The sequence below is a fragment of the Leifsonia sp. Soil_N53 genome, from assembly GCF_057655165.1.
The window spans coordinates 47448-62452 of the sequence record NZ_JBDGMM010000062.1; the positions used below are offsets into that span (position 1 = coordinate 47448).

Genomic DNA, 15005 nt, shown 5'->3' on the forward strand with positions numbered 1-15005 from the left:
TCGTGTAACGGCTGCACGAAACCTGGTGAACGAAGGAAAAACCGCAATGACGATGACAGATCCGGTCGCAGACATGCTGACCAGACTGCGCAACGCGAACTCGGCGCACCACGACACCGTGTCGATGCCGCACTCCAAGCTCAAGGCCCACATCGCCGAGATCCTCACCACCGAGGGCTACATCTCCGGCTGGGAGGTCTCCGACGCCCGTGTCGGCCAGACCCTGACGCTCAACCTCAAGTTCGGTCCGAACCGTGAGCGTTCCATCGCAGGCATCAAGCGCGTCTCCAAGCCCGGCCTCCGCGTCTACGCGAAGTCCACGGAGCTCCCCAAGGTCCTCGGCGGCCTCGGTGTCGCCATCCTGTCCACCTCCTCGGGGCTCCTCACGGACCGCCAGGCTGAGAAGAAGGGCGTGGGTGGGGAAGTCCTCGCCTACGTGTGGTGACCCTGCCATGTCGCGTATTGGAAGACTGCCCATCGACGTCCCCGCTGGGGTCGATGTGAAGATCGACGGCCAGACCGTCACTGTCAAGGGCCCGAAGGGCGAGCTCACGCTCACCGTCGCGAGCCCGATCGAGGCGAAGCTGGAGGAGGGCCAGGTCCTGGTCACCCGTCCGGACGACGAGCGCGCGTCGCGCTCGCTGCACGGCCTCACCCGCACGCTCATCAACAACAACATCATCGGCGTCACCCAGGGCTACTCGAAGGGCCTGGAGATCGTCGGCACCGGTTACCGCGTGGCGCAGAAGGGTGCGGGCGTCGAGTTCGCGCTCGGCTTCTCGCACCCGGTCAACGTCGAGCCGCCGGCCGGCATCACCTTCACGGTCGAGGGCAACAACAAGCTCACCGTGAGCGGGATCGACAAGCAGGCCGTCGGCGAGGTCGCCGCGAACATCCGCAAGATCCGCAAGCCCGAGCCGTACAAGGGCAAGGGTGTGCGTTACGCCGGCGAGGCCGTTCGTCGCAAGGCCGGAAAGGCTGGTAAGTAATCATGGCTCTGGGTACCAGAGGAAAGAGCAAGGCGGCCGCGCGCGACCGTCGTCACACCCGCCTTCGCAAGAAGATCGTGGGCACCGAGGTGCGTCCGCGCCTGGTCGTCACCCGTTCGGCCCGTCACGTCTTCGTGCAGGTCATCGACGACGCCAAGGGTCACACGCTGGCCTCCGCGTCGACCATGGAGGCCGACCTGCGCGGCTTCGACGGCGACAAGACCGCCAAGGCCCGCAAGGTGGGCGAGCTCGTGGCCGAGCGCGCGAAGACCGCCGGTGTCGAGGCCGTGGTCTTCGACCGTGGCGGCAGCAAGTACGCCGGTCGCGTTGCGGCCGTCGCCGAAGGCGCTCGTGAAGGTGGGCTGGACCTGTGAGCGACGAGAACAACAAGGAGCAGACCGTGGCCGCTGAGGTAACGGAGACCGCGCAGCCGGTCGAGACCGCTGCGTCGACCGACAACAACCGCGAGCGCGAGCCGCGCCGCGGTGGCCGGGAGCGCAACCCCAACCGCGATCGCGGCAGCCGTGACGCCGACAAGAGCCAGTTCCTGGAGCGCGTCGTCACCATCAACCGCGTCTCCAAGGTCGTGAAGGGTGGTCGTCGCTTCAGCTTCACCGCCCTCGTGGTCGTCGGCGACGGCAACGGCCTGGTGGGCGTCGGCTACGGCAAGGCCCGCGAGGTGCCGCTGGCGATCTCGAAGGGCGTCGAGGAGGCGAAGAAGAACTTCTTCCGCGTCCCGCGCGTCGGCGTCACCATCCCGCACCCGGTGCAGGGTGAGGCCGCCGCCGGCGTCGTCCTCCTGCGTCCGGCCGCCGCCGGTACCGGTGTCATCGCCGGTGGCCCGGTGCGCGCCGTCCTGGAGTGCGCCGGCATCCACGACGTCCTGAGCAAGTCGCTCGGCTCGTCCAACACGATCAACATCGTGCACGCGACCGTCGAGGCGCTGAAGCAGCTCGAGGAGCCCCGTGCCGTCGCAGCTCGCCGTGGTCTCGACTACGACCAGGTCGCGCCCGCGCGCCTGCTGCGTGCCGAGGCCGAGGCGGCCGAGGCCGCTGCTGCCGCCAAGAAGGCAGAGAGGGTAGGTGCCTGATGGCCGCGCGCCTGAAGATCACGCAGATCAAGTCGAAAGTGAGCGAGAAGCAGTACCAGCGCGACACGCTGCGCAGTCTGGGACTGAAGCGAATCGGTGACGTCACCGTCCGCGAGGACACCCCGCAGAACCGCGGGTACGTCAACACCGTCGCTCACCTGGTGAAGGTTGAGGAGATCGACTAATGGCTGACGACAAGCCGACCACTGAGGCCGCTGCCGAGAAGCCGGCCGCCAAGAAGAGCACCACCAAGGCTGCCGCCGCTAAGCCGGCCGCCGAGAAGGCTCCGGCCAAGAAGGCTCCGGCGAAGGCCGCTGCCGACAAGGCCGCCGCCTCCACCAAGGACGAGACCGTCGCCGCCCCGGCGAAGAAGGCCTCGGCCAAGAAGGACGTCGCGGAGCCCCGCGAGCAGGTCCTCAAGGTGCACCACCTCCGTCCCGCCGCGGGCGCCAAGAAGGACAAGACCCGCGTCGGACGCGGTGAGGGTTCCAAGGGCAAGACCGCGGGCCGTGGCACGAAGGGCACCAAGGCCCGCTACCAGGTCCGCCCGGGCTTCCAGGGCGGTCAGCTCCCGTTCCACATGCGTTCGCCGAAGCTGCGCGGGTTCAAGAACCCGTTCCGCGTCGAGTACCAGGTGGTCAACCTCGAGAAGCTGGCCGAGCTGTACCCGTCCGGAGGTGAGGTCACCATCGCCGACCTCGTCGCCAAGGGCGCCGTTCGCAAGAACGAGAAGGTCAAGGTTCTCGGTAACGGGGACATTGCGGTTAAGCTGAACGTTGCGGTCGACAAGGTCTCCGGCTCTGCGGAGCAGAAGATCGTCGCCGCTGGTGGCTCCGTCAAGTAGCCGCCCGTAAAGCAGCGCAGTCGGGTGGCCGGAAACTCCGGTCACCCGACTGACTCTTACAGGAAAGCAGGACGCACTTTTGTTTAGCGCCGTCGCGCGGATCTTCCGCACCCCGGACCTCCGCCGGAAGATCTTCTTCACGCTGGGGATCATCGCCCTGTTCCGGCTGGGCTCGTTCATCCCCGCGCCGTTCGTCGACTTCGGCAACGTGCAGACCTGTCTGAACGCCAACCAGGACACCTCCGGGCTCTACTCGCTGGTCAACCTCTTCTCGGGCGGCGCTCTCCTCAAACTCTCGATCTTCGCGCTCGGCATCATGCCGTACATCACCGCGTCGATCATCGTGCAGCTCCTCCGCGTGGTCATCCCGCGCTTCGAGACCCTCTACAAGGAGGGCCAGGCCGGCCAGGCGAAGCTCACGCAGTACACGCGCTATCTCACGATCGCGCTGGGCGTCCTCCAGTCGACGACCCTCATCACCGTCGCCCGTTCCGGCGCCCTCTTCGGCACCACGGCGGTCTCGCAGTGCACGCAGCTGATCACGGACGACTCCTGGTACGCCATCATGCTCATGGTCGTCACGATGACCGCCGGCACCGGCCTCATCATGTGGATGGGCGAGCTCGTCACCGAGCGCGGCATCGGCAACGGCATGTCCCTCCTGATCTTCACCTCGATCGCCGCGCAGTTCCCGAGCTCCCTGTGGGCGATCGGCCAGTCGCAGAGCATCGAGGTCATGCTGGTCGTGATCGCGATCGGCCTCCTGATCGTCGCCGCGGTGGTGTTCGTCGAGCAGTCGCAACGCCGCATCCCCGTGCAGTACGCCAAACGCATGGTCGGCCGCCGCACGTACGGCGGGAACAACACGTACATCCCGATCAAGGTGAACATGGCGGGTGTCGTGCCGGTCATCTTCGCGTCGTCGCTGCTGTACCTGCCGGCCCTGATCGCCCAGTTCAACCAGCCCGCCGCGGGCAAGGCCCCGGCCCCCTGGGTGACGTGGATCACGAACTACCTGACCAAGGGCGACCACCCGCTCTACATGCTGCTGTACTTCCTCCTGATCGTCGGCTTCACGTACTTCTACGTCGCGATCACCTTCAACCCGGAGGAGGTCGCCGACAACATGAAGAAGTACGGCGGCTTCATCCCCGGTATCCGTGCGGGTCGCCCGACCGCCGAGTACCTCGACTACGTGCTGACGCGTGTGACGCTGCCCGGCTCGATCTACCTCGGTATCATCGCGCTGATCCCGCTCATCGCATTCGCCTTGCTCGGCGCCAGCCAGAACTTCATGTTCGGCGGCACGTCCATCCTCATCATCGTCGGTGTGGGACTCGAGACGGTCAAGCAGATCGACTCCCAGCTCCAGCAGCGGCACTACGAAGGGCTTCTGCGTTGACCCGTATGTTGATCGTCGGACCTCCCGGAGCGGGCAAGGGCACTCAGGCCTCCCGCATCACGAGTGCGTACGGGATCCCCGACATCTCCACGGGCGACATCTTCCGGGCCAACATCAAGAACGAGACCCCGCTCGGCCAGCAGGTCAAGGCGATCGTCGACGCGGGCGACTACGTTCCGGACAGCCTCACCAACCAGCTCGTCACCGACCGCCTGGCCGAGGACGACGCGCAGGACGGCTTCCTCCTGGACGGCTACCCGCGCACGCTGGAGCAGGTGACGTACCTCGACGACCTGCTGGCCTCCAAGGGCCAGGAGCTCGCCGCGGTGATCCAGCTGGTCGCAGACCAGGACGAGATCGTCGCGCGCCTCACCAAGCGCGCGCAGGAGCAGGGCCGCGCCGACGACTCCGAGGACGCCATCCGGCACCGCCAGGAGGTCTACCTGCGTGAGACGTCCCCGCTGATCGACGTGTACCGCCAGCGCGGTCTGCTCGTCGAGGTGGACGGGCTCGGCGCGATGGACGACGTCGCTTCGCGCATCCGCTCGGCTCTGGCGGAGCGCGGCATCCAGCCGCTGGAGGGCGCCGGCGAGCCGGTCGCGTAACACCCGCATGGCTTTCCGACGGTCGTTCTACAAGACGCCCGCCCAGCTCCGACTGATGGTCGCGCCCGGGCAGGCGACCGCGGCGTCCCTCGACGCCGTCGCGGCCGCCGTTGCCGCGGGGGTCGCCACGATCCAGCTCGACCGGATCGCGGAGACGGCGATCGAGGCGGCCGGCGGCAAGTCCAACTTCAAGCTGGAGGCCGGCTACCACCACACGATCTGCGCGTCGGTCAACGACGAGGTCGTGCACGGCATCCCCGGCTCGCGCATCCTGCAGCCGGGCGACATCCTCTCGGTCGACAGCGGCGCAATCCAGTCGGGCTGGAACGGCGACGCAGCGCGCACGTTCGTGCTGCCCGACCCCGCGCACCCGGAACGGGTGGCCGAGCGGCAGAAGCTCTCCGATGTCACCGAGCAGTCCCTGTGGCACGGGATCGCGCGGCTCTCGACCGCCCGGCACCTCAACGAGGTGGGCGAGGCGATCGAAGATCACATCATGTCGCAGGGCGACTATGGCATCCTCACCGACTACATCGGCCACGGCATCGGCCGCCGGATGCACGAGGAGCCGCCGGTGTTCAACTACCGGGTGCGCTCGAAGGGCCCGGAGGTGCGCCCCGGGCTCGTGGTCGCGATCGAGCCGATGGTGGTGCTGGGGGACCAGGACACCTACGTGAAGGACGACGGCTGGACCGTCGCCACCGAAGACGGCTCCGCCGCCGCACACTGGGAGCACAGCGTGGCGGTGCACGCCGACGGCATCTGGGTTCTGACGGCGGCCGACGGGGGAGCGGCCGGGCTCGCGCCGTTCGGGATCACCCCGACGCCGATTCCGTGAGCGCGCGGACTCCCGGCGGCTGTTCGCTGACAGCGGTCGCGGATGATAGCCCAGAATTGGCGAAATGCGCCGGTATCCCATAAGATTGATCCTTGGTGTCTTAGGCGTGCTTGCTGCATGCCTTTCACCGGTGCAATCGCACGACCAGCAATCCATCAACTACTAGCGACAGAGGCTATGGCCAAAAAAGACGGTGTCATCGAGATCGAAGGATCTGTGATCGAGGCGCTCCCCAATGCGATGTTCCGCGTGGAGCTCACCAACGGTCACAAGGTTCTTGCCCACATCTCCGGCAAGATGCGCCAGCACTACATCCGCATCCTCCCCGAGGACCGCGTGATCGTGGAGCTGAGCCCCTACGATCTGACCCGCGGCCGGATCGTCTATCGCTACAAGTAACGGACTGCTGTAAGTAACGGCCACGCCACCGGGTAGCCCCTGGCGAGGTACGAGGACAGCGAACAAAGGTAACAGCACAATGAAGGTCAAACCCTCCGTCAAGAAGATCTGCGACAAGTGCAAGGTCATCCGTCGCAACGGCCGGGTCATGGTCATCTGCGAGAACCCGCGCCACAAGCAGCGCCAGGGCTGATCGCGGCAGCACGACTCAATTGAATAACGAAGCGATCCCAGAACCCGCATCCGTCTAGCGCGGATGCGGGGGACACCCTCGGAGGAGGCCGGGGCACCGGGACCGCTGAAGACCTCCACTCATCACAGGAGAAGCCACACCATGGCACGTCTAGCAGGCGTCGACATCCCGCGCGAGAAGCGCGTGGAGGTCGCACTCACCTACATCTACGGCGTCGGGCGCACGCGTGCGCTGCAGACCCTTCGCGAGACCGAGATCTCGGGCGACATCCGCGTCAAGGATCTGACCGACGACCAGCTCGTCGCACTTCGCGACTACATCGAGGGCAACTTCAAGGTCGAGGGTGACCTCCGCCGTGAGGTCGCCGCCGACATCCGCCGCAAGGTCGAGATCGGTAGCTACGAGGGCATCCGCCACCGCAAGGGCCTCCCGGTCCGCGGCCAGCGAACCAAGACCAACGCGCGCACCCGCAAGGGACCGAAGCGCACGGTCGCCGGTAAGAAGAAGGCTCGCTAGGCCGACAACAGGACTGAAGGAGAAACAAAATGGCAGCACCCAAGTCGGCCGCTCGCAAGCCGCGCAAGAAGGAAAAGAAGAACATCGCTGTGGGCCAGGCCCACATCAAGAGCACCTTCAACAACACCATCGTCTCGATCACCGACACCACCGGTGCGGTCATCTCGTGGGCGTCTTCCGGTGGAGTTGGCTTCAAGGGCTCGCGCAAGTCCACCCCGTTCGCCGCGCAGCTGGCAGCCGAGTCGGCCGCCCGCCAGGCGCAGGAGCACGGGATGAAGAAGGTCGACGTCTTCGTCAAGGGCCCGGGCTCCGGCCGCGAGACCGCGATCCGCTCGCTCCAGGCCGCAGGCCTCGAGGTGGGCTCGATCAACGACGTCACCCCGCAGGCGCACAACGGCTGCCGCCCGCCGAAGCGTCGCCGCGTCTAGTTCTCTTCACGTCCGCCCAGGCGGCGGTCCTTCCCGGGCCGCCGCCTGACGGCGTGACGAACCCCACCTCACTCACGCGAGTGTCATATAGCGGACACTCAGCCGAAAGGAATCAATAGTGCTCATTGCACAGCGTCCTACGCTCACTGAAGAGAACATCTCCGAGTTCCGCTCGCGGTTCGTCATCGAGCCGCTCGAGCCGGGCTTCGGCTACACCCTCGGCAACTCGCTGCGTCGCACCCTGCTCTCCTCCATCCCGGGCGCGGCCGTCACTAGCATCCGCATCGACGGCGTGCTGCACGAGTTCAGCACCGTCCCGGGTGTGAAAGAGGATGTCACCGAGATCATCCTGAACATCAAGGGCCTGGTCGTCTCCAGCGAGCACGACGAGCCGATCACCGCCTACCTCCGCAAGACCGGCTCCGGCCAGGTCACCGCGGCCGACATCTCGGCTCCGGCGGGCGTGGAGATCCACAACCCCGAGCTGGTCATCGCGACGCTGAACGACAAGGCGAAGTTCGAGGTCGAGCTGACCATCGAGCGCGGCCGCGGCTACGTCTCGGCCCAGCAGAACCGCAACGAGTACAGCGAGGCGGGCCAGATCCCGATCGACTCGATCTACTCCCCGGTCCTCAAGGTCACCTACCGCGTCGAGGCCACCCGTGCCGGCGAGCGCACCGACTTCGACCGCCTCGTGGTCGACGTCGAGACGAAGCCGGCCATCAGCCCGCGCGACGCCATCGCGTCCGCCGGCCGCACGCTGACCGAGCTGTTCGGTCTCGCCCGCGAGCTCAACAGCGCGGCCGAGGGCATCGAGATCGGCCCCGCGCCGGTCGACCAGGTGCTCAGCTCCGAGCTGTCGATGCCGATCGAGGACCTCGATCTGTCGGTCCGCTCGTACAACTGCCTCAAGCGCGAGGGCATCAACACGGTCAGCGAGCTCGTCTCGCTGTCGGAGACGCAGCTCATGAACATCCGCAACTTCGGTCAGAAGTCGGTGGATGAGGTCAAGGACAAGCTGACGGAGATGGGCCTGTCGCTGAAGGACTCGGTCCCCGGGTTCGACGGCGCCCACTTCTACAGCGGGTACGACGAGGACGAGTCCACCACCATCTGAGGCCGCGTCAGCGAAGCCTTCGACTTTTCACTACTGGAGATAACCGATCATGCCTAAGCCCACGAAGGGCCCCCGCCTCGGAGGCGGTCCCGCGCACGAGCGCCTCATGCTCGCCAACCTGGCCGCTGCGCTGTTCACGCACAAGAGCATCAAGACGACGGAGACCAAGGCCAAGCGCCTGCGTCCGTACGCCGAGCGTCTGATCACGTTCGCGAAGCGCGGCGACCTGCACGCCCGTCGTCGCGTTCTCGCGGTCATCGGCGACAAGTCCGTCGTGCACGAGCTCTTCACCGAGATCGCGCCGCTGGTCGCCGAGCGTGAGGGCGGCTACACCCGCATCACAAAGCTCGGCTACCGCAAGGGCGACAACGCGCCCATGGCGCAGATCGAGCTGGTGCTCGAGCCGGTCGCCCCTAAGGCCAAGGCCACCAAGAAGGCCGCCGCCCCGAAGGTCGCTCCGGTCGAGGAGCCCGCCGCCGAGGAAGAGACCACTGAGGCCGAGACCACCGAGGACACCACGTCCGAGGAGACCGCCGCCGCTGAGGCCGAGGTCGTCGAGGAGGCCACCGGCGACGCCGAGGCCGCCGAGGAGACCACCGCCGAGGCGGAGGCCGAGAAGGCCTGAGCCTTCCGCATCCTGTCGAAACGCCCCGCATCCACTCGGATGCGGGGCGTTTCGCCGTTCCGGGGGCCGGTCAGGCGGCGCTGTGCTGCGCGGTGAGCCGCACCGGGGTGTTGGCGGCGCCGTAGCCGTCGTAGCGGCCGCGTCGCTCCACGAGCTCGAAGAACACCGCGCCGACGGTCTCGGTGTAGCAGTGCAGGTAATCGCCCGTCGCGTCGCGGTCGTACAGCAGCCCGGAGTGCCGGAGCCGCTCGAGTTCGCCGGGCGGAAGGTCGAAGCGGGCCGCCAGATCGTCGTAGTAGTTCGCCGAGACCGGCACGGTGCGCAGGCCGCGGGCTCGCGCGCGTCCGATCAGCGCGTGGAGGTCGTCGCACGCGATGGCGACGTGCTGCGCATGCGGCTGGGCCGCCGTCGTCTGGCGCTCGACCAGCGGCGGGACGACGTTCAGCGCCAGGCGCACCGCGCCGTCGTTCGATCGCAGGACCTGGCTGCGGACAAGGCCGGCGGGTCCGGCCAGTTCGGCCGACGACTCGCGGGTCAGCCCCAGCGCGGTGCCGTAGAACAGCACGGCCTCCTCGATGTCCGCGGCCGGCTCGGTCAGGTTGACGTGGTCGAGGCCGAGGATGGCGGGGTCGGCTGTGCCGCGGCCGCCGGAGAACTCGTCGGGCCACGTCCTCCCGCTCTGCGGTCCGCTGATCAGGATCTCGGTGCCGTCGGGGGCGAGCAGGGCCGGGAGGTCGGCCTCCCCGGCGAGCACCCGGCGGTGCGCACGCTGCGCCCCGAGTCGTTCGGCGCGCGCGGCGGCCGCGTCGGGCCGGTCCGAGCGGATGCCGAAGCCGGCGACGTGCGGGCTCAGGCCGGCGGCGTTGTGCTCGTTGAGGACGATCCTCGCCTCGCCTGCCGCGTAGAGCCAGGCCGGCTTGGTGGCGTGCCGGCCGCGGGCGGCGAAGCCGATCCGCTCGAGCACGGCGGCGACCAGGTCGATGTCCTGCGCCTTGACCTCCACCTGGTCGAGCTCGCGGGGTTCCACGACCGGCGGAACGGGTCCCGTCGCGAGCGCGTCCGCCAGGACGGTGAGCGACCGCCGGGCGTGCCGGGCGGTGCGGGCGGGATCGGTCTGCCGGAACACGTCGTTGAACACCTCCAGCGACAGGGGCCCGGCGTAACCGGCACGCATGGTGTGACCGACGAACCCGGGGAGGTCGAAGCCGCCCTCCCCGGGGAACAGCCGGTGATGGCGGCTCCAGGAGAGCACGTCCATCGACAGCAGCGGAGCGTCCGCCAGCTGGACGAAGAAGATCCTGTCGCCCGGGATGCGTTCGATGTCCGCGGGGTCGTGGCCCCGGGACAGGATGTGGAAGGTGTCCAGGCACACGCCGAGCGCGGGGTGGTCGGCGCGCTCCACGATGCGCCAGGCACGCCGGTAGTCGTCGACGTAGCGTCCCCAGGCCAGCGCTTCGAACGCGAGCCGCTTGCCGAACGACTGCGCCCGGTCGGCGAGGCGGGCGAGCTGCGCGGCCGAGACCGCGTCGTCGTCGATGGTCGCCGTGGCCACGTTGCTGCAGACCAGGACGGTCTCGACGCCGAGCCGGTCCATGAGCGCGAACTTCGCCTCGGCCCGGCGCAGCACCTGCTCGAACTCGGGCTCGGTCACGCCCTCCGCGTCGCGGAACGGCTGGTAGAGCGCGATCTCCAGGTCGAGCCGGTCGCACAGTGCACGCACCTCTTCCGGCGACTGCGGCGCGGCGATCAGGTCCGGCTCGAAGATCTCGACGGCGTCGAACCCGGCGTCGGCGATGGCGTGCAGCTTGTCGGCGAGGGTTCCCGACAGGCACACGGTCGCGATGGAGGTGCGCATCAGCGGCCGCCCCGGATCAGCTCGGCGAAGTGGGCGCGCATGCGCTCGCGGTCCGGCTCCGTCTCCGTGATCAGGCGGAACGCGTCGGCCGCCTGGCCGATCGCCATGCCGCCGCCGTCGAGGGTGCGGCAGCCGGCGGCGCGCGCGGCACGGATGAGCTCGGTGTCGAGCGGCCGGTAGACGACGTCCGCCACCCACAGCTCGGGCCGCAGCAGGCGGGGATCAAGCGGGATGCCCGGATGGGTGTACATGCCCGTGAAGCTGGCGTTGACCAGGCCGGTGGCGGCGCCGTCCTGGTCGCGGAGCAGCGCGGGAAGGGCGTCCGGCGAGCACCCGGAGGTCGACGCCGCCGGGAAGCGCGGCGCGAGCGAGGACGCCAGTGCGCCGGCGCGGGCGGCGTCGAGGTCCGCGATCGTGAGGCGGGCGGCGCCGGCCTCCAGCAGAGCGGCGGCGACCGCGGCTCCGGCCCCGCCCGCGCCGATGACGACGACATGGCCGAGGTCTGCGCCGGGGAGCCCGTCGCGGAGCGCCGAGGCGAAACCGGTGACGTCGGTGTTGTGGCCGACGCGCCGGCCGCCCGCCAGCAGCACCGTGTTGACCGAGCCGATCGCCGCCGCAGAGGGCGACACGTCGTCGAGGTGGTCGAGGATGCGCTGCTTGGCCGGGTGGGTGATGTTGAGGGCGCTGAACCCGAGGTCCACGGCGGCGCCGAGCAGCCGGCCGAGGGTGGCGTCGAGGTCGTCGCCGGGGTCGTGGCGGGCGTCGCGCACGGCGAGCAGGTCGACGGGCCGGTACAGGTAGCGCAGCCCGAGCTCGTCGGCCTCCCGCTCGTGCAGCGGCGGCGTGAGGGAAGGCAGCACGCCCTCGCCCAGGAGCCCGACCAGGTACGACTCTCCGACTACGCTCATGCGTCCTCCTCGACCACCGCTCGACCACACCGCGCGGACCGTGCCGCTTGACAACCGCCGCGAGGTTTCTTAACGTACCAGATAGTTCATTAGCGAGGAGGCGGGATGGCCCGGCTGGATCACGAGCGGATCCGCGACGCGGAGCGCACCCGCGCCGAGATCCTCGCCGTCGCGACCCGGGAGTTCGCCGACCGCGGCTACTCCGGCGCCCGCGTGGACGAGATCGCGCGCCGCATGAGCACCACCAAGCGCATGATCTACTACTACTTCGGCGGCAAGGAGCAGCTCTACGTGAGCGTGCTGGAGGCCGCCTACGCCGAGATGCGCGGATACGAGCAGGAGCTCGACGTCTCGGGCCTCGAGCCGGTGGAGGCCATCCGGGCCATCGCCGAGCGCACCTTCGACCACCACACCAGCCGGCAGGACTTCGTCCGGCTCGTGGCGATCGAGAACATCCACCGCGCCGCGTTCCTGCGCGAGGTGGGGGAGCCGGAGAGCCTCGCGCTCCCGGCGCTGGAGCTCGTCGACGAGGTGCTGCGCCGCGGCCGAGCCGCGGGCGTCTTCCGCGACGACCTCGACGCCACCGACGTGCACATGGCGATCAGCTCCTTCTGCGTCTTCCCGGTGGCCAACCGCCACACGTTCGGGTACCTCTTCGGCCGCGATCTGCTGAACCAGTCGCGTGCCGGCCACTACCGGCGGATGCTCGGCGACATGATCGTCGCGCTCCTGACCGCGGACCGTTGATCCGTGCCGGCGCGCCCGGCGGATCGAATAGCAACGAAAGAAACGAGAGTCGACGTTGACCACCCTCGCCCCCGCCCCCGCGCGCACCCGGACACCGGTGCGCGCCGCCTTCGCCGGATTCCTCGGCTCCGCCGTCGAGTACTACGACTTCTTCATCTTCGGGTCGGCCGCCGCGCTGATCTTCCCGCACGTCTTCTTCCCCGACGCCGACACGACCGCGCGGGTGATGTCGTTCGCGACTTTCGGGTTCGCCTACGTGGCGCGCCCGGTCGGCGCGGTGATCCTCGGCCACTTCGGCGACAGGATCGGCCGGAGGAAGGTGCTGGTCTTCACCCTAGCCCTGATGGGTTTCGCCACCTTCACGATCGGCTGCCTGCCGACGTTCGAGACGGTCGGCTGGCTGGCGCCGGCGCTGCTGGTGTTCTGCCGGCTGCTGCAGGGGCTCTCGGCCGCCGGCGAGCAGGCCGGGGCGAGCTCCATGACGCTCGAGCACGCGCCGGACGGCCGGCGCGCGTTCTTCACCTCGTGGACGCTGACCGGCACCCAGGGCGGCCAGGTGCTGGCGGCCATCGCCTTCATCCCCGTGATGGCGCTGCCGGAGGACGTGCTCTACTCGGTGGGCTGGCGCATCCCGTTCTGGCTGTCCGCCGTCGTCGTGGTCGTCGCGTTCGTCGTGCGCCGGTCGCTGCCGGAGTCGCCGGAGTTCGTCAGCGCGGCCGAGGGCGGCGAGATCGAGAAGCTGCCCCTGGTCGGGCTGCTGCGCTCGAACTGGCGCGACGTGCTGCGCGTGGTGGTCCTCGCGATGATCGCGGCGGTGTCCACGGTGTTCGGCAACCTGGCGATCGCCTACGGCACCGACGCCGGCCTCGCGGCCTCGGTGACGCTGTGGCTCGTCGTCGTGGCGAACATCGTGGCGCTGGTCACCCAGCCGCTGTTCGGGATGCTCGCCGATCGGATCGGCCGCAAGCCGGTGTTCATCTACGGCGCTCTCGCCAGCGCCGTGCTGATGCCGTTCTACCTGCGCTCGATGTCCGGCTCCGAGGTCTGGATCACGTTCCTGCTCGCCGTCGCGGTGTTCTCCTGCGGCTACGCGGCCGCGAACGCGGTCTGGCCGTCGTTCTACAACGAGATGTTCCCGCGCGAGGTGCGCTTCTCCGGCGTCGCGATCGGGACGCAGCTGGGCTTCCTCATGGCGGGCTTCGCGCCGAGCATCGTCACGGCGATGGGCGGCACGGGCCCGGACGGCTGGGTCGTCATCTCGGTGTTCACCGCGGTGATCGCCGTGGTCGTGACGCTGGCAGCGCTGACGGCGCGGGAGACCGCGCGGACGCCCACGGCGGAGCTGGGCCGGCGCCCCCAGGCCGGCTCTAGCGCTGAGCCGGCCCACCGCTAGGCTGGCGGGATGCCGGGGCCTGAATCCGCCGAGACGACACGTCCACCGCTGAGCGCGCGGGTGGAGGCGCCGCCGACGTACCGGCCACGGCATCCCCTGGTCGCCGACTGGCGCCCGATCGCCGAGGACGACGTGGCGGCGGTGCACGCGGTGCTGCAGGCGAGTGACGCGGTCGACCACCCGAACTACCTCACCACCCTCGAGGAGGTGCAGGACGAGCTCGCGTTCAGCTTCCTCGACCTCGAGCAGGACACGCTGCTGGCGGTCGGGCACGACGGCGCCGTGCTCGCCGTCGGCTCGGTGCTGGAGCCGCCGCGGCAGATCACGCTGGTGCGCGAGTTCATGAACGGCGCCGTGCATCCCGATCACCGCGGGAAGGGCATCGGCCGCGAGCTGATCGCCTGGCAGCGGGCGCGCGGAGAGCAGAAGCTCGCCGCGAGCGACGCGGCACTGCCGGGCTGGCTGGTGGGCTACGCCGACCGGCGCTCGCCCGACCGGGAGCGGCTGCTCAGCCGTGCCGGGTTCACCGCGGTCCGGTGGTTCCACACGATGGAGCGCGACCTGGCCGAGCCGATCCCCGAGGTGACCCCGACGGAGGACGTGCGGATCGTCCCGTACACGAGCGACCTCGCCGCCGCCGTGCACGCGGCGCGCGACGAGGCCTTCCTCGACCACTGGGGGAGCCAGCCGCTCAGCGACGAGCAGTGGGAGTCGCTGATCGGCGGGACGTTCGCTCCTGACGTGTCGTTCGTCGCCCTCGCCGGAGCCGAGGTCGCCGGCGTGATCCTCTCCGACGTGAACGAGGACGACTGGGAGGCGCAGGGCTTCTCCGGCCCGTACATCTCGACCGTCGGGGTCACCCGGGCGCACCGCGGTCGCCGCATCGCGCCCGCGCTGCTGAGCGCCGTGCTCGCCGGGAGCGCGCGACGCGGCTGGCAGAAGGCCGTGCTCGATGTGGACGCCGCCAGCCCGACCGGCGCCGACAGCCTCTACACCGGCATGGGGTTCGTCACGACGTTCGGCGAGACCGCGCTCGTCCGGGAGTACTGAGCGGCC

General features: G+C 69.1%; 20 protein-coding genes. 18 read left to right on the forward strand and 2 right to left on the reverse strand.

Features of this window, described 5'->3' with window-relative positions:
• The first annotated feature begins 46 nt into the window (after positions 1–46).
• The 15 genes from rpsH to rplQ all read left to right on the forward strand — a co-directional run bounded on the left by rpsH (position 47) and on the right by rplQ (position 9046).
• Positions 47–445 (forward strand): 30S ribosomal protein S8, encoded by a 399-nt coding sequence (gene rpsH / locus AC3A3H_RS11530; RefSeq protein ID WP_185276504.1) that lies wholly within the window; start codon positions 47–49, stop codon positions 443–445.
• A gap of 7 nt (positions 446–452) precedes the next feature.
• The gene (gene rplF / locus AC3A3H_RS11535) at positions 453–989 is read left to right on the forward strand and encodes a 50S ribosomal protein L6 (protein WP_487614696.1); all 537 of its coding nucleotides are present in this window, start codon (positions 453–455) and stop codon (positions 987–989) included.
• A gap of 2 nt (positions 990–991) precedes the next feature.
• Positions 992–1363 carry a 50S ribosomal protein L18 gene (rplR, locus tag AC3A3H_RS11540; protein WP_487614697.1) on the forward strand — a complete coding sequence of 124 codons (372 nt, stop codon included), beginning with the start codon at positions 992–994 and terminating at the stop codon, positions 1361–1363.
• Entirely contained in the window at positions 1360–2079 is a 720-nt protein-coding gene (gene rpsE / locus AC3A3H_RS11545; RefSeq protein ID WP_487614698.1) for a 30S ribosomal protein S5, read from the forward strand. Before rplR ends, rpsE begins: the two co-directional genes overlap by 4 nt.
• Entirely contained in the window at positions 2079–2264 is a 186-nt protein-coding gene (gene rpmD, locus AC3A3H_RS11550) for a 50S ribosomal protein L30 (RefSeq protein WP_185276507.1), read from the forward strand. The genes rpsE and rpmD overlap by 1 nt, the downstream gene beginning before the upstream one ends.
• On the forward strand, positions 2264–2923 hold the full coding sequence (gene rplO / locus AC3A3H_RS11555) for a 50S ribosomal protein L15 (RefSeq protein WP_487614699.1): 660 nt from the start codon (positions 2264–2266) through the stop codon (positions 2921–2923). The genes rpmD and rplO overlap by 1 nt, the downstream gene beginning before the upstream one ends.
• A 79-nt stretch (positions 2924–3002) precedes the next feature.
• Positions 3003–4325, forward strand: a complete 1323-nt coding sequence (gene secY, locus AC3A3H_RS11560) for a preprotein translocase subunit SecY (protein ID WP_434318381.1) — start codon at positions 3003–3005, stop codon at positions 4323–4325.
• The gene (locus AC3A3H_RS11565; protein ID WP_487614700.1) at positions 4322–4930 is read left to right on the forward strand and encodes an adenylate kinase; all 609 of its coding nucleotides are present in this window, start codon (positions 4322–4324) and stop codon (positions 4928–4930) included. The genes secY and AC3A3H_RS11565 overlap by 4 nt, the downstream gene beginning before the upstream one ends.
• Positions 4931–4937: 7 nt before the next feature.
• Entirely contained in the window at positions 4938–5768 is an 831-nt protein-coding gene (map, locus tag AC3A3H_RS11570; protein WP_487614701.1) for a type I methionyl aminopeptidase, read from the forward strand.
• Positions 5769–5945: 177 nt separating this feature from the next.
• Entirely contained in the window at positions 5946–6167 is a 222-nt protein-coding gene (infA, locus tag AC3A3H_RS11575) for a translation initiation factor IF-1 (protein WP_011186713.1), read from the forward strand.
• Positions 6168–6246: 79 nt separating this feature from the next.
• Positions 6247–6360 carry a 50S ribosomal protein L36 gene (gene rpmJ, locus AC3A3H_RS11580; RefSeq protein WP_021759549.1) on the forward strand — a complete coding sequence of 38 codons (114 nt, stop codon included), beginning with the start codon at positions 6247–6249 and terminating at the stop codon, positions 6358–6360.
• 141 nt (positions 6361–6501) lie between these two features.
• A complete protein-coding gene (gene rpsM / locus AC3A3H_RS11585) occupies positions 6502–6876 on the forward strand; it encodes a 30S ribosomal protein S13 (RefSeq protein ID WP_055914002.1) in 375 nt (124 codons plus the stop codon).
• A gap of 29 nt (positions 6877–6905) precedes the next feature.
• Complete coding sequence (rpsK, locus tag AC3A3H_RS11590) at positions 6906–7304, forward strand: 30S ribosomal protein S11 (protein ID WP_018191944.1); 399 nt, start codon at positions 6906–6908, stop codon at positions 7302–7304.
• 118 nt (positions 7305–7422) lie between these two features.
• Positions 7423–8421, forward strand: coding sequence for a DNA-directed RNA polymerase subunit alpha (locus tag AC3A3H_RS11595; protein WP_345834060.1), 999 nt, complete (start codon positions 7423–7425; stop codon positions 8419–8421).
• A 49-nt stretch (positions 8422–8470) separates the two neighbouring features.
• A complete protein-coding gene (gene rplQ / locus AC3A3H_RS11600) occupies positions 8471–9046 on the forward strand; it encodes a 50S ribosomal protein L17 (protein ID WP_487614702.1) in 576 nt (191 codons plus the stop codon).
• 70 nt (positions 9047–9116) lie between these two features.
• On the opposite strand, the gene AC3A3H_RS11605 is transcribed toward rplQ, so the two are convergent.
• Positions 9117–10901 (reverse strand): TIM barrel protein, encoded by a 1785-nt coding sequence (locus AC3A3H_RS11605; RefSeq protein ID WP_487614703.1) that lies wholly within the window; start codon positions 10899–10901, stop codon positions 9117–9119.
• Positions 10901–11809 carry a shikimate dehydrogenase gene (locus AC3A3H_RS11610; protein ID WP_487614704.1) on the reverse strand — a complete coding sequence of 303 codons (909 nt, stop codon included), beginning with the start codon at positions 11807–11809 and terminating at the stop codon, positions 10901–10903. Before AC3A3H_RS11610 ends, AC3A3H_RS11605 begins: the two co-directional genes overlap by 1 nt.
• Positions 11810–11914: 105 nt before the next feature.
• On the opposite strand from AC3A3H_RS11610, the gene AC3A3H_RS11615 reads away from it, so the two are divergent.
• The 3 genes from AC3A3H_RS11615 to AC3A3H_RS11625 are packed head-to-tail and all read left to right on the forward strand — an operon-like array spanning position 11915 to position 14999.
• On the forward strand, positions 11915–12556 hold the full coding sequence (locus AC3A3H_RS11615; protein ID WP_487614705.1) for a TetR/AcrR family transcriptional regulator: 642 nt from the start codon (positions 11915–11917) through the stop codon (positions 12554–12556).
• Positions 12557–12611: 55 nt separating this feature from the next.
• Positions 12612–13949 (forward strand): MFS transporter, encoded by a 1338-nt coding sequence (locus AC3A3H_RS11620; protein ID WP_487614706.1) that lies wholly within the window; start codon positions 12612–12614, stop codon positions 13947–13949.
• 9 nt (positions 13950–13958) lie between these two features.
• Positions 13959–14999, forward strand: coding sequence for a GNAT family N-acetyltransferase (locus tag AC3A3H_RS11625; RefSeq protein WP_487614707.1), 1041 nt, complete (start codon positions 13959–13961; stop codon positions 14997–14999).
• The last annotated feature ends 6 nt before the right edge of the window (positions 15000–15005 follow it).